Genomic DNA, 14847 nt, shown 5'->3' on the forward strand with positions numbered 1-14847 from the left:
CAGAATACTACGAAAATAATTAATAAAATTACAATTCGTAGTACAATATAGTTTGTTTTTGTTAATTTTATTTGTAGTAATAGGGTTATTAGATCGAGGTAAAGCATGACAAGAGAATTAGCCAAACAACAATCTGATATCCATGGGGTTGAAAAGCTGGACACAGCACTAATTAGTCTGGTGACAGCAGCCAAGGCGTTGGGAACGTCTACAAATGAGAAAACAATCCGCGCAGCCTGCGGTTTGGAAAAACGAACATTAGGTACCAGGGATATTTTGCGTGCGGCGAAATATCTCAAGCTAAAGGCAAAACAACGTCAGCCGCAGCCGGAAGAATTACCAAAGCTCTCTATTCCATTTATTGCACTTATGAAGGATGGTGTTTATGTAGTAGTTGGGCGCAACAATGATAAAAAAGTATCGATCATCAACCCTTATCGAGGTCGTCCGGAAGTTATTTCTTTTGAACATTTTATCAATGAATGGTCTGGAGAACTGGTGACAATTGTTCGTCCTTTCAGCATAAAAGATGCTGAAAGGCATTTCAATATAGCGTGGTTTGTACCTGTTTTATTGCGATATAAACGCTTTTTTGGAGAAATTTTACTTGCTTCCTTTTTTCTGCAGCTATTTGGACTGGTAACCCCGCTTTTCACGCAGGTTATCATTGATAAAGTACTTGTAAATAAAGGCGTGGCCACACTAAACATACTGGCAGTAGTCCTCATAGTTTGTGCCGTATTCCAAACAGGCATGACCATTCTGCGTACCTATTTATCGGTACATACAACCAATCGGGTGGATGTCATTTTTGGTACCAAACTATTCCGGCATATTGCCGCATTGCCGCTAAAATACTTTGAGCAAAGGCGCGTGGGCGATACATTAATGCGTGTTGCGGCAATGAACACCATTCGCGACTTCCTCACTGGTTCAGCCATGACTGTAGTCATGGATACATTTTTTTCTATTGTATTTTTGGCAGTGATGTTCTATTATAGCGCATCACTTACCGCGATTGCCTTACTTGTCTTGCCGGTCTATCTGCTGCAGAACATCATTGCGACTCCCAGGTATCGTGAGCGATTGGATGCCGTATGGGCAGCCGGTGCAGAAAGCAACGCTTTTCTGGTAGAGGCAGTCACCGGCATCCATACGGTGAAATCCCTGGCAATAGAACCACAGTTCAATCACCGCTGGGAACAATTGCTGGCAAAATATGTACGGACAACCTTTACTAGTGCCACCTTCAATATTGTCATTAGCAATAGCAGTAACTTGATTCAGGGGCTGTCCAGCTTCAGCATTCTCTGGTTTGGCGGGCATATGGTTATGGCAGGGAAAATGACAGTAGGTCAGTTGATAGCCTTTCAAATGCTCTCCGGACAGGCAAATGCGCCGCTGCTTAGACTGGTAGGCATGTGGCAGTCTTTCCAGTTGGTTGGACTATCGGTTGAACGGCTGGGCGACATCCTAAATACGCTGCCGGAGCAAGCGCATAGTACCAGACAGGCCGGCTTGCCGGCAGTGCAGGGAGCAGTGGCTTTGGAAGATGTAACGTTCCGTTATAGTATCGATGGACCAGTGGTATTAAACGGTATTCATTTGAATATCAAACCAGGTATGCGCGTCGGCATTGTCGGGCGTTCCGGCTCAGGTAAAAGTACGCTGACTAAACTAGTGCAGCGACTTTATCTGCCCGAAGCAGGGCGGGTGCTTGTTGACGGAATTGATATTGCCAAAGTCGAACCAGCCTGGCTTAGGCGACAGATCGGTGTGGTACTCCAGGAAAATTATCTTTTTAGCGGCAGCGTGCGGGACAACATCGCGACTGCCCGTCCCAGCGCCTCGATGGAAGAAATCATTACAGTGGCAGAGGTCGCCGGGGCACACGAATTTATCCTGGAATTGCCGGAAGGCTATGATACCAAGGTTGGCGAACGCGGGACAGCGCTGTCCGGCGGCCAGCGCCAACGAATTGCCATTGCCAGGGCGTTATTATTTAATCCGCGTATTCTAATTTTTGACGAAGCCACCAGCGCTCTGGATTATCAGTCAGAGCGCATTATTATGCAAAACCTTAATCAGATTGCAGCAGGACGTACGCTGCTAATGATTGCACACCGGCTATCTACCGTCAGACACTGTGATACGATTCTTGTTATCGACCGGGGGAAGGTGATAGAACAGGGTAGTCACGAAGAACTAATGGCCGGTAAGGGGTTATACTATCAGCTATATATACAACAAGAGGTATAAAAATGTTTGTTACTTTATTAAAATTATTTAGACGCCGGAATAAAGGGCAACTGAATAAAACCGAGACGGAATTTTTACCGGCAGTTATGGAAGTCACTGAAACGCCGCCTTCGCCAATAGGCCGGAGTGTGCTATGGACTTTATTCGCGCTGGTTATCGTTGGCTTGCTCTGGTCTATCCTGGGACAGGTCGATGAAGTAGCGATAGCGCCAGGGAAAATCATTCCGGTCGGCTATGTAAAAACCATCCAGGCTGAAGATAAAGGTGTTGTCAAAGACATTTATGTTCATGATGGGGAAAAAGTAACACAAGGGCAGCTGTTACTGGAGTTAAACCCTACTTTTTCTGCTGCCGATTTGGCGCGGCTCAAAAAGCAGGTAGCTTTCTTAAAGCTGGAAATTGAACGACTGACGGCAGAAAGGGATGGCGTTCCCTTTACTGTCGGTACTCGACCAGATATCGACGCCAACGACCTGGCCTTTCATATGAGCCTCTACCAGAGCCGCATGAGTGCGCTTACAGCTAAAACAACTGCTGCCGAGTCCAATATCGAGCAGAGTCAGGCCAGTCTGGAAGCCGCCCGGGTGAATAAGATCAAGTTGGCAGGACAGTATGACATTGCCAAAGATAGGGAAGAACGGATTGAAAAGCTGAACAATGAAAATGCCATATCACTGTTCACCGTACTTGAATATCGCGGCAAGCGCATGGAGATCGAACAAAACTTAGTGGCCCAGGATTCGGAAATTGCTCGTCAGGAATCGGCCCTCAGCCAGGCGCGTGCCCAGTTAGCAAGCGTCCTGGCAGATAATAACCGTGATATTACGACTAAACTGGTTGATGACCGCAGACAATTGCAGGATTATATCGAACAGTTAAAAAAAGCCCAGGAGACAGATAACTTCTCAAGAATGGTTTCGCCGGTTGATGGCCGGGTGACACAGCTTTCTGTACATACCATCGGCGGAGTGGTGACAGCGGCCCAACCCTTGATGGTAATTGTGCCTGACGATGTAAAATTGGAAGTGGAAGCATGGATTGCCAATAAGGATATTGGCTTTATTCAACTGGCGCAGCGGGCCGAAGTAAAAGTAGAAACCTTTACCTTTCAGAAATATGGCACAATTGATGGTGAAGTCGTCGAAATTAGTCCTGATGCGGTAGAAGACAAAGATAAGGGTCGTGTATATCGGGTTGCACTCAGTTTGGATAAAGACAAGGTTATGGTTAATGACCACGAGGTCTATCTCGGGCCGGGTATGAGTGTCACCGCTGAAATTAAAATCAGACAAAAGCGGATTATTGAATTTTTCCTTGACCCATTCCGTCAATACCAGAGCGAGGGGTTAAGGGAGAGATAAAACATGAATACACAGCGAAATAATCCACCCCAAGCCGTCCGTAAATTGGATACGGCGCTTAGCTGTCTTGTTATTGTAGCTAAAATTCTCGGCATCCCTGCTGACGAAGGGCAAATGCGGCGCGCTTATGTCATGAGCAGCTCGGGCATGGATACAACAACTCTCATACGAGCGGCGAAAGAGTTGGGCTTAAAATCCCGGCTGGTACAGCCTGAGCCGGAGAAATTCCCCAAATTACCGCTGCCGGCGATTATGATTTTAAAGAATAACAATTATATAGTATTGGTGCGGACAGATGGCACCAATTCTCTGATTATTGATCCGTATAAAACTAAGCCGTTTACTATTCCTATGACAAACTTGCTTACTATCTGGAGCGGAAAACTGGTACTTATTACGTGCCGCTTCAATCTCAAACAAATGGCAGAACGCAAATTTAGCCTGGCATGGTTTATTCCTGTAGTAATGCAGTACAAGCGTTTTTTTTGTGAAGTGCTAGTTGTCTCCTTTATCTTGCAATTATTTGGTTTGGTCAGCCCCATGTTTACGCAGGTTATTATTGACAAGGTATTGGTACACCGTAGTCTCAATACGCTGGATATTCTCGTATTTGGCATGGTGGCTATTTCCCTTTTTCAAGCCTGGATTACAGCCTTGCGCAGCTATTTATTCACCCATACCACGAACCGGATTGATGTAATGCTCAGCACCAAACTGTTTCGCCATATTATGGCACTGCCGATCAAGTATTTTGAGACCTGGCAGGTTGGCGACGTAGTAGCGCGAGTGCAGGAGCTTGATAATGTGCGCAAGTTCATTACTGGATCGGCACTCACTGTCGTACTTGATACAATATTTGCCATTATATATATTATTGTCATGTTTACTTATAGCAGTTCTCTGAGTTTGGTAGCACTGATTGCTTTGCCTATCTATGTTGTTCTCAACCTTGTTTCCACGCCGGTGTTCAAAAAATGCCTGAATGAGCGTTTCGTTGCCGGTACGGAAAAACAAGCATTCTTAATTGAAGCTATCACCGGCATTCAGACTGTCAAGTCGCTGGCGGTCGAGTCTCAGTTTATTCAAAAGTGGGAACAATTGCTGGCACGTTATGCTAAAACCGCCCTTAGTACGGCTAACGTTGCTAACATTGCCGTCAATATTGGCGGGTTGATTCAGCAGCTTTTCAATCTCAGCATTCTGTGGTTTGGCGCGCATGCTGTAATGGATGCCAGGATGAGTGTTGGCGAACTCATTGCCTTTCAAATGCTGTCCGGACAAGTAATTGCGCCGGTACTGCGTTTGGTTAACATGTGGCAGTATTTCCAACAAACCATGGTCTCTGTTGACCGGTTGGGCGATATACTTAACGAAAACGTTGAACCGGCCTTTAATCCGAATCGTACAACCCTGCCGTCCATCCGGGGCGGTATTGTACTGGATCGCGTTACTTTCCGATACCGGAACGATACCAATGAGGTATTACACCAGATCAATCTTACTATCAAACCCGGCTCCCGGGTAGGTATTGTCGGGCGTTCGGGTTCAGGTAAAAGCACACTGACGAAACTGTTACAGCGCCTCTATGTTCCGGAATCAGGTCGTGTACTGATTGACGGTGTAGATCTCGTTCAGGTAGAACCTGCTTGGCTTAGACGGCAAATTGGTGTGGTATTACAGGAAAATTATTTATTTAATGGTAGTATTCGCGATAATATTGCCGTTGCCAGACCGGAATCCTCACTGGAAGAGGTTGTAAAGGCGGCAAACATCGCCGGTGTTCAGGAATTTGCGGCAGAGTTAGCCAACGGCTATAATTCGCCTGTTGGCGAGCGTGGCGCGGCACTATCTGGCGGACAGCGACAGCGCGTTGCTATTGCCCGGGCGCTATTAACCAATCCCAGTGTGCTGATATTTGATGAAGCCACGAGCGCTCTTGACTATGAATCTGAGCGTATTATCATGGATAATTTGGATCAGATCGCAGCAGGGCGTACGATGATCATGATCGCCCATCGTCTCTCCACTGTGCGGCGTTGTGATAGTATTGTTGTTATGGAACAAGGTGAAATTGTGGAACAGGGTAGCCACGAGGAATTGCTAAGCCGGAAAGGCATGTATTATAATCTGCACCGGCAACAGGAGAGATAAGCTGCATAGCGTATTCATAAATATAAAACCCCCTTTATAAAAGGTGTACACCTTTTGTAGAGGGGGTTTATATCATGGAGATATTACGGGTATCCGCCTGAATTAAGCGCTATCGGCTCCTAAGTGGGGGTTGCGCTTTTTGCGTTTCCCCAGTAATACTTTGTTGACTATGGGGCAAATGCCACTCCTGCCAACGGAATAGTAGAACTGTTACCAGGAGAATGCCGCTAGCGACAAAATAACCGCCAAGTATGTCGCTGGCATAGTGATCGTTTAAATAAATCCGGCTAAGCCCAATCAGCAGTGTCAGCAGGCTGCAAGCCACCGCCATAATCACACGACCAGCTTTGGATGGTATGTTCCCCCATAACAAATAGGCAGCCGTCACATAGAAAGCAAAAGAAGCCATGGCGTGACCACTAGGAAAACTGTAGGACAGAATGTGATCTGTTGGTCGCATCCGATGAAAGAAATGTTTAAGCCAAAAATTACTGTAAAATGACGCAATATTTACAACCGCGATGATAATAAACTGCGGCGCCAAGGTTCTAAATTGCTGTCGCCGTAAGCAAAATACCATACCCATTCCCAATATTGCCAAGCCGACCGCCAGTTTTACCCCCGTTCTCGGCGCACCCGCAGCAGCTAATACATCTGCTAATCGGTTCAAACTATCCGACTGGACGCTTTGCACCCGTGTTGCAGCCAACCTATCAAATCCATCAATACTGTGATCGGCGATGAACAGACTGACGCTGTAAAAGCCCACAATGCAAAATACCAGCAATCCCCAAATTATATAGTAATCTCTTCTCATTCATATCACCTTTCCTTATTCTTCACTAATTTCATGGTTCCCTTACTGGGAGGATGTCTGCGCCTTTCTCCTCCTAAGTACCCGAGTACGGATTATTTAGATACTTCACGGGTTGCTTCGCTCTTCCTTGAATACGTTGCAGCATTTCAGCCGGGTTTGCCAACCAGTTGATCCGGCGATATTCCCACGCCCAAGGCGCGGCTACATTAAGATAAGACTTGCTATCAAAGTAGCCCCAGCGGTTAAATGTACGGTTCAGGCCAATATCATTGCGATGCTGCCATAATTCCTGCAAATCGACCAACTTGTAGCCGCAGTGATCCGCATCCTGACTGGGGACCGGGGACCGGGGATAAGCTCCGCCCGGGCCTGGCGCCCGCTCGTTCGATATTTTATGATTGCCATCACTAACTATCAGGATGGGATATCCATTTTTACACCACACCTGAGAACCCTTGACTGTTAACCAATTATTATCACTGAAAACTAATAGTAATTCCAGATGCCCGAATTTCTCGGAACCTTTCTTTACCACAGTCAGTGCTCCGATCATGTCATGTTCATGCTTGTTCCCGCCGGTACGCCGGGGATAATACAGGTAATACCCGATAAAATAGTGTGTGTCACTTTCCACCAGTGAATAGTAGACGGCCGGGGTTTGTGGATAGTACGATAGGTTCTCCCAATTGTTATTCCCCCGCCAGTCACGGTCATAGTTTACGACTGTAAAAACATTTTCCCGCGCCAGGGGGTTGCGGGTGTCATCTTGCTGAAAAATAGCCGGTGCCCACCGCGCAATCATATTCGCATCACTCACAGTGCCGGCCTGAACCGGTTCAACCAATAGTCCGAGCAGGAATAATACGGTAAGTAAGATATGCTTCATGGTTTTTCACCTACCTCATATGTCTATTAATTTCGGAGTAAGCATAATAATCAGTTCGCTTTCGGTTTCCTCCTTATGTGTAGAGCGAAAGAATTGACCGATTACCGGCAGATCACCTAATAACGGGAATTTAACCGTATCATTGGTTTGCTGCTTCTGGATCATGCCGCCCAAAACAATTGTTTCCCCGTTTTTTACCCGCAGCGTTGTTTCGGCCTGGCGGGTTCGAATATTCGGGTTTCCAGCTGTAGTGGTATCTGTTTTGTTGCTGACCTCCGGTTTGATATGGGTCGTTATTGTACCGTCTTCATGGATAGTGGGCGTTACTTCCAATTTGATACCAACTTCCACGTAGGTTACTGAGGTGATTGTAGTGCCATTGGAAATTTGCGTGCTTTCCACCGCCAGCTTGTCCCCGATGAGGATTTGGGCGGTTTGTCCATCCAGGACGGCAATGCGCGGGCTGGCTAATAACCGGCCTTTTTTATCTTCCATTAGATGGTGAATCGTGCCCGCGACCTTAACAACGTATTCCGGGTAATTGTGAATACCGAGGCTGATGTTGTATGCGCTGCCGTCGGTAGCCGGCACACTCGGCAGGGCGGTAACAGTTCCCCAGTCGATGCCAATGTTCCGGACCTCATCGCGGGATATCTCAATCGCTTCGGTTTCAAATATGACTTGTTTTGGTGGGGTGTCAAGCTTGGCCATCATAGCTTTAACCTTAGCGCAGTCTTCATCACTGCCTGAGATTACCAGCATGTTATTGATAATTTCTGCCCTAATCTGGTTATCGGGAAATAAAGTGGCGAGCGCAGGTTTAAGCTGATCCGCTTTTACATATTCCAACTTAAAGACCATCGGCGACATGCCATCAGTTGGTGGAGCGGTAGTTGGCTCGGTCGGCGGAGTTGTAGTTGGCTCGGTCGGCGGAGTTGTAGCTGGCTCGGTCGGCGGAGTTGTAGCTGGCTCGGTCGGCAGAGTTGTAGCTGGCTCGGTCGGCGGAGTTGTAGTTGGCTCGGTCGGCGGAGTTGTAGCTGGCTCAGTCGGCAGAGTTGTAGCTGGCGCAGTTGGCAGAGCAGTAGCAGACGCAGTTGGTGGAGCAGTAGCTGGCTCGGTCATAACAGCCTGATCCGGTAGTGGCCCCGTGGGAGACGTTGGTGTTTGAGAAGGTTCCGATGGATTAGACATTTGCTTAGTTACACTTGCCGGCGGTGCCTTCGCAGCGTCCACGGGCGTTCCATCATTCGTCGGAGCAGTCAAAGCGGCAATCGACATGGTTGAAATGAACAGCCCCCAAATAAATACCCATAACGCGCGTCTTCGATAATGTCGTAAAAACATATCCTTCGCCTCGATTATATAGAGTTAGCTCTAAACGGACCAGACTAGATCGCTCAACTTTTTTCAAGCCCTTTAGAAAGTTCTCGCCGCTGCAATAACCTTACTCTTTATACTTTCGTATTCTGTTTATTGGCAGAATGCCAATGACGCCAAAGACTTCTGTTCTTTTTTGACATTCTTTGTATCCTTAACGATTATCTTTGTAGCTTAATTGTAAAATACTATATTTTACATGAAATGGCATTTTTTTCTACATGGTTACATTTTATAATTGTATATGTTGTTTTGTCAAGAGTGTTTGTTTATTTAAGTTTAATTAAATTAGTATTTTATATATATTATGGTTTAATATGGTTTGTTTATATTTGCTTATATTTATTTATGTATGTCATGTTCAACTGCTGACTAAAACAGATTTCTTCGCATTTGTCATACTCACCATACTTTTTTGTATATTTTGCTGCGGCTTGGGAAAGTATAAAAATTTGTATGAGGAAGACAGCGATTTTTTTAGGCGGCGGTGCTTCAGCGGCGGAGGGAGCACCAGTACAAAGTATGATTTTCCAAAAATATTTTACAGCACTCCGCGCAGAAAATAACTATAGTGACTGTACGCTGGTACGAGAGCTAAGGGCGTACTTTAAACAAATGTTTTATATTGATGTGCTTCAGGATGATTTGGATAAGATTCATTTTCCAACTTTTGAGGAGGCAATTGGTCTTTTAGATTTGGCAGTGCGCAAGCGCCAGTCTTTTAAAAATTTTGATCTTGAGAATCTTGCCCAAAATTCTAATCGGATAGGTTATATTAGGCAGTATCTAGTACTGCTAATGGCTGAAGTACTGGAAGATAAAACTTCAGTTGTCCGGGGATTTCATCGTGAATTGGTTGAACACTTGAATGAATTTGGCTGTCTAACAGACACAATTTTTATATCAACTAATTATGATGTTTTGATTGATCGGGCGCTATCTTTTAGAGACGGTATTGCAATCGATTACGGGATTGAATTTACTAAGGATAGGAAAGAAGCCGGTTTGTTATCACTCCCCAAAACTGTGTCGCCAGTAACTCTTTATAAAGTGCATGGCTCGCTGAACTGGTCTTATTGTCCTACCTGTAATTCAGTGAAATTAATTGATGAGCAACAGGGTATTCTTAATTTGTTAACAGATCCTTTACAGTCGCGATGTTCCCAATGCCAATCAGTGAGAACTCCTGTGATTGTGCCACCAACGTTTTTTAAGGATATGTCTAATAGTTTTTTAACTATTGTTTGGCACAAAACGGAAATGAGCCTTAATGATATTGGGCATCTTATTTTTTGTGGGTATTCGTTTCCTGATGCTGATATGCATATTAAGTATCTAATAAAGCGAATTCAGACCAACCGGACTGATAAGCTAAAGATAACGGTGATTAATAATTATCCAGGCAAAAAAGCGGAAAAGCTAGATGAAGAAAAAGAACGATATCTGCGCTTTTTAGGGACAGATATTCGTTTTACAAATAATACTTTTGAGGATTTTTGCAGCCAAACGGAGAAATTTATAGAATAAAAAAGCGCTATCGCGCCCTTGAGGATACGGCTAACCGCAGAGTACACAGAGTACACAGAGAGCGCAGAGGGGAGATGTATATCGAGACATTCCCTCTGCGTACTCTGCGTCTCTGCGGTTCAAAAAACTTATACTTTCTTTATGCATAAAAAATAAGTCGCCCAATGGGCGGCTTATTTTTATCCAGAGGATTTCCCTGGATTGAACGGCTAAGTCAAGTCTTTTTTTATTCAGCTAGGCTGAAATGATGTTGCTTATTTTTGTTTGAAGGCTAACAGCAAGATGTTATTACCGTATTTAGCGGCAAATTCTTGTTCAAACTTTTTAACGGTATCAAGTTCATCAGTAGACAAAGTAGCAAAATTGACATTGTTAGCGTCCATGAGAAATCCCCTTTCTATAATAGGCTTACTATTACTTTTTCCTATTATAGAATTTATATGCCGTGATTTTATAGGCGGTTGCTACAGTTTAAGACATTGCGGATCTTATGTTGAACCATGTTTTTAATGGCTGCACGGGCTGGTTTGAGGTATTGACGCGGGTCAAAGTCGGAGGGATTTTTCGCAAAGTGTTCTCTGATGGAAGCGGTCATGGCAAGGCGGAGGTCGGTATCAATGTTAATTTTGCACACTCCCAGTTTTCCGGCTCTGAGCAGCATATCCTCAGGAACACCTTGTGCGCCTTTAATTTGTCCGCCAAAGTCATTGCATTTTCCTACAAATTCAGGCAGTACGGTCGAAGCGCCATGCAGTACCAGTGGGTAATCGGGTAGAAGTTTAGAAATGGTTTCAAGGCGATCGAAGTCAAGTTTGCACTCGCCTTTGAATTTATAAGCACCGTGACTTGTGCCGATAGCAATAGCTAATGAGTCGACATTGGTGCGTTTTACAAATTCTACAGCTTGATCAGGATCAGTATATGTAGCATCTTTGGTGTTGACCTTAATTGCATCTTCAACACCAGCCAGACGGCCAAGTTCTGCTTCAACGACAACACCGCGTTCATGGGCGTAGTCTACAACTTTTTTAGTAAGCGCAATGTTTTCTTCAAACGGTAGTTTAGAGCCGTCAATCATTACTGAAGAAAACCCGCCATCAATGCAGGATTTGCAAACTTCAAAGTCTTCACCATGATCTAGATGTAAGCAAATGGGTAAGCCGGTGTCTTCCAGGGCGGCTTCTACCAGTTTGACAAGGTAGATATGTTTGGCATATTTACGAGCGCCGGCCGATACCTGGAGAATGAGTGGAGCTTGTTCTTCCTTGGCGGCGTCAACAATGCCCTGGATAATCTCCATATTGTTGACGTTAAATGCGCCTACGGCGTACTGACCCTCGTAGGCTTTTTTAAACATCTCTTTCGAAGTGACTAATGGCATTGAAATCCCTCCTTTATTTTTTGGAAAACCATATAGTATAGCATATATCGTATTCATTATAGCACAATTGGCTATAAATTACTCGCCAAGTTGGTTATTAAATTGCTGAGATCGGCAGGCAGTGGACTGACAAGCGTAAGTTGCTGCTTGGTAATAGGATGCGGTAAGATTAGTTTTGCCGCATGGAGAGCTTGGCGGCTAAGCAGGGTGATAGAACCGCCGTATAAATCATCTCCTAGCAGGGGGCAGCCGATATAGCTTAAATGGACTCTTATCTGATGGGTACGTCCTGTTTCAAGTGTGATGTCAAGTAAACAGGCATTACTGAAGGTGGCAAGGATCGAATAACGGGTAATTGCCTGCTGACCGTCGGGTCGAACTTCACGTTCAATAATACTGCCCGGTTTTCGGCCAATAGGTACATCAATTACGCCCTGGGGTGGTTTCGGGACTGCTGCAGTTATAGCCAGGTACTGTTTAGTTATATGCTGTAGGTTTTGATTTAGCACATGCTGAATATCAGGTCGCTTAGCGATTAGTACCAGACCTGAGGTATTGCGGTCTAAGCGATTGACAGGGTGAAAGCCGTATAGGTAGTTATGTGTGCTATAATAATGCAGCACAGCATTGCCAAGCGTACCTGAGGGCTGACCAGACGTTGGGTGAACAAGCATACCGGCAGATTTTTCTACCACCAACAGCCACTCATCCTCATATAAAATAGTAAGCGGCAGGTTTTCCGGAGTAATAGAGGAATTATTCGGCCAGGAAACTGTAATGATGTCTCCAGGGTAGACTAGGTCATTTATTGCTGCCGGGCGGGTGTTGATGACAATACTACCACTATTTTTTATTTTGCGCCATAGTGTTAATGATAATCCAGCCTGCCGGCGTAAAAAATCTTTTACTGGCAGGGCGGGACAGGTGGGAGATACTTTAAAATCAGGCATAGTGACTCCTTGCGCTAACTGGTTATATTCTATTATTCGCATTGCCAGTAAAAAAATCCTTTTAAAAAATACAGGAGGCAAGCTGCCTCCTTGGACGAATGATGGGATTACATCATATTTTGTACCATACTAATAATTTCTACTATATGTTCGCGTTCCATCGCTACAGATTCTTTGATATAGTCTCCCATGGGATTTGCCCGTAAGCTGTAGAAGTAGGCAAAACGCCGGTGGCGACGGATAAGACCTAAAAGGAGTGCCATAATTAGTAAGCGGCTGCCAAAGAATTGTCGCTGCTCGGTGTCAACAGGTTCATTGTCGTGCGTTGTAAAGCCGTGTTTTTTCATGACGGCGGCAAAACTCTCTTCATGCATGCAGATCATGTGGAGAATATGGGTACAATGTTGGAAAGTCAGGAATCCCTTATGGTATAAGAGATCTTGCCGTTTTCTTTTTTTGCATGAACAGTGAATTTTAGCTTTAATAGAACCCGGCGTTTTTGTTCCAGCGTCTTGGCACTGGCAATTTCTTTCGGTGAAATATCAATTATTTTTGGCTTACTTTCAAGTGATTCCATAACCGTGTAAATTGATGCGTTTAAATTGTTTAATTCTTTTTCAGCCTCATCCATGTCAATAGTACCAGATGATACCCAGTTTAAAATTGTGGCCTTACGCGTCTTTAAATTGACAAGTTGGGCTTCGGCATTGTGACGTGGCCTGTTTATTGTCTTATGGCGCTTATTTGCGGCAATGTATGAGGATGAATATGTTTGTATTATATGATTCCATACAGCTTCATCTAATTCTTGAACGGGTATTCCGGTTCGGCAATCGCATATACGCTCATTAATATAGGCGGTACAAACATAATAACTGTACTCGTTCTTTGTGCGTTTGGGATATGTTATGCCGCGCATAGCATATCCACATCCGGCACATTTGATAATGCTTGAAAGAAGGTATTCATGCTTTGTATTGCGTTTAGCTATGATTTTATTCTGTTCTCTTACTTCGCAGGTTTTATCCCATGTATCTCTGTCTATTATAGCCGGGATTGTAATTGCAACCCATTCCGATTTATCACGATGCAGTATTTTGCGTTTTTTCTGGGCAATTAATTTCTGATAAATTTTAAAAGTCCATTTCGTGCCGGCATACATTTCATTGGTAATCATCCGGTGCAGGACAGAAGCTGAGAAGGGTTTTCCTGTCCTAATATTGACAATCCCGCAGGCGCTAAGGTCGGCAGCTAAAGGCAAGATACCGTATTTTTTCTCTGAATAACGAGCAAATATATATCGAATTATTTCAGCTTCTTCCGGCACGATAACGTATTGGCCTGCAACCCTGTCGCAAGAATAGCCGAATGGGGGAGCGGCGAATAACGGTTTCCCTGATAATACCTTGGCTCTCTTACCGCGCATAGTCCGTTCACGAATTTTAGCTTTTTCAAAGGCTGATATAGCGCCGCGCATAGAGAAGAATAATCGTCCTTCCGGGCTCGCGTCATAGTCGCCGGTAACAAACAGTAGTTTTGCTCCGGCTTTTTCTATTTCATCGGCTAAGATAAGTTGATTAGTAAGATTGCGGCTAAGCCGGTCAGGGTCATAAACACAGACATTTTCTATAGTCCCAGCCCGTAGATCGTCACGTAACCGCTCAAGCGCGGGCCGTTCAAGAAATTCCCCTGAATAGCCGTCATCAACATATTCACTGATATTAGGAAGCTCAAGAGATAATAAACGCTGGCGGCAACTTTGTAACTGATCTTGTAGTGAATAACCTGTTCGCGCTTGCTCATCTGTACTTACGCGGCAGTAGACTGCATTCATAAGTATCACTCCCAGATGTTTAAATGAACTCGGTTTGCATACTAGAGTCAGATACAGCATCTTCATGAGAGTAGAAGATTATGATTTCTAGTCTCTTATTAAACCATTTGCACCGTAAGTTTTACATTGCTTCTATATTGGTATGTCAGCAGAATTACCAGTATCCCACTTAAATTACCATTTTCTTTTGGTACTGCTGAAACAGTTTTTTTCAATTCAAATGGTAATCGCGTCATTGTGGAACTAAAGGTGACGTCACCTTTTTAAAAAAGCAAGCAGGCAAGGATACAACCTGTGGCCGCAT

Annotated in this window: 13 protein-coding genes; 5 read left to right on the plus strand and 8 right to left on the minus strand. The window is 44.6% G+C overall.

Features of this window, described 5'->3' with window-relative positions; all coding sequences use genetic code 11:
• Nucleotides 1–105: 105 nt before the first annotated feature.
• From AC1ECB_RS07710 to AC1ECB_RS07720, 3 genes are read left to right on the plus strand one after another with little or no spacing between them, the layout of a single operon-like run.
• Nucleotides 106–2259, plus strand: coding sequence for a peptidase domain-containing ABC transporter (locus AC1ECB_RS07710; RefSeq protein ID WP_485668161.1), 2154 nt, complete (start codon nucleotides 106–108; stop codon nucleotides 2257–2259).
• 2 nt (nucleotides 2260–2261) lie between these two features.
• A complete protein-coding gene (locus AC1ECB_RS07715; protein WP_485668162.1) occupies nucleotides 2262–3620 on the plus strand; it encodes an HlyD family type I secretion periplasmic adaptor subunit in 1359 nt (452 codons plus the stop codon).
• A gap of 3 nt (nucleotides 3621–3623) precedes the next feature.
• Complete coding sequence (locus tag AC1ECB_RS07720; protein WP_485668163.1) at nucleotides 3624–5771, plus strand: peptidase domain-containing ABC transporter; 2148 nt, start codon at nucleotides 3624–3626, stop codon at nucleotides 5769–5771.
• Nucleotides 5772–5880: 109 nt separating this feature from the next.
• Here the strand turns inward: AC1ECB_RS07720 and AC1ECB_RS07725 are convergent, their stop codons facing one another.
• From AC1ECB_RS07725 to AC1ECB_RS07735, 3 genes are all read right to left on the minus strand, one after another.
• Nucleotides 5881–6588: a phosphatase PAP2 family protein gene (locus AC1ECB_RS07725; RefSeq protein WP_485668164.1), complete on the minus strand. Its 708-nt coding sequence runs from the start codon at nucleotides 6586–6588 to the stop codon at nucleotides 5881–5883.
• Between the two features lie 73 nt (nucleotides 6589–6661).
• Nucleotides 6662–7474 carry a hypothetical protein gene (locus tag AC1ECB_RS07730; protein ID WP_485668165.1) on the minus strand — a complete coding sequence of 271 codons (813 nt, stop codon included), beginning with the start codon at nucleotides 7472–7474 and terminating at the stop codon, nucleotides 6662–6664.
• A 15-nt stretch (nucleotides 7475–7489) separates the two neighbouring features.
• On the minus strand, nucleotides 7490–8335 hold the full coding sequence (locus AC1ECB_RS07735) for a type II secretion system protein GspD (RefSeq protein WP_485668166.1): 846 nt from the start codon (nucleotides 8333–8335) through the stop codon (nucleotides 7490–7492).
• Nucleotides 8336–8342: 7 nt separating this feature from the next.
• On the opposite strand from AC1ECB_RS07735, the gene AC1ECB_RS07740 reads away from it, so the two are divergent.
• Both AC1ECB_RS07740 and AC1ECB_RS07745 read left to right on the plus strand, forming a co-directional pair.
• Nucleotides 8343–8606 (plus strand): hypothetical protein, encoded by a 264-nt coding sequence (locus AC1ECB_RS07740; RefSeq protein ID WP_485668167.1) that lies wholly within the window; start codon nucleotides 8343–8345, stop codon nucleotides 8604–8606.
• Nucleotides 8607–9307: 701 nt separating this feature from the next.
• Complete coding sequence (locus tag AC1ECB_RS07745; RefSeq protein WP_485668168.1) at nucleotides 9308–10378, plus strand: SIR2 family protein; 1071 nt, start codon at nucleotides 9308–9310, stop codon at nucleotides 10376–10378.
• 254 nt (nucleotides 10379–10632) lie between these two features.
• On the opposite strand, the gene AC1ECB_RS07750 is transcribed toward AC1ECB_RS07745, so the two are convergent.
• The 5 genes from AC1ECB_RS07750 to AC1ECB_RS07770 form a co-directional block, all read right to left on the minus strand.
• Nucleotides 10633–10761 (minus strand): hypothetical protein, encoded by a 129-nt coding sequence (locus AC1ECB_RS07750; protein ID WP_021170113.1) that lies wholly within the window; start codon nucleotides 10759–10761, stop codon nucleotides 10633–10635.
• Between the two features lie 68 nt (nucleotides 10762–10829).
• Nucleotides 10830–11759, minus strand: coding sequence for a class II fructose-1,6-bisphosphate aldolase (gene fba, locus AC1ECB_RS07755; RefSeq protein WP_485668169.1), 930 nt, complete (start codon nucleotides 11757–11759; stop codon nucleotides 10830–10832).
• Between the two features lie 71 nt (nucleotides 11760–11830).
• Nucleotides 11831–12709 carry an RluA family pseudouridine synthase gene (locus AC1ECB_RS07760; RefSeq protein ID WP_485668170.1) on the minus strand — a complete coding sequence of 293 codons (879 nt, stop codon included), beginning with the start codon at nucleotides 12707–12709 and terminating at the stop codon, nucleotides 11831–11833.
• Between the two features lie 107 nt (nucleotides 12710–12816).
• The gene (locus AC1ECB_RS07765) at nucleotides 12817–13056 is read right to left on the minus strand and encodes a hypothetical protein (protein WP_485668171.1); all 240 of its coding nucleotides are present in this window, start codon (nucleotides 13054–13056) and stop codon (nucleotides 12817–12819) included.
• Nucleotides 13057–13121: 65 nt separating this feature from the next.
• Nucleotides 13122–14543 (minus strand): recombinase family protein, encoded by a 1422-nt coding sequence (locus AC1ECB_RS07770; RefSeq protein WP_485668172.1) that lies wholly within the window; start codon nucleotides 14541–14543, stop codon nucleotides 13122–13124.
• Between the last annotated feature and the right edge of the window lie 304 nt (nucleotides 14544–14847).

The organism is Sporomusa sp. 246TCP1, assembly GCF_057319775.1.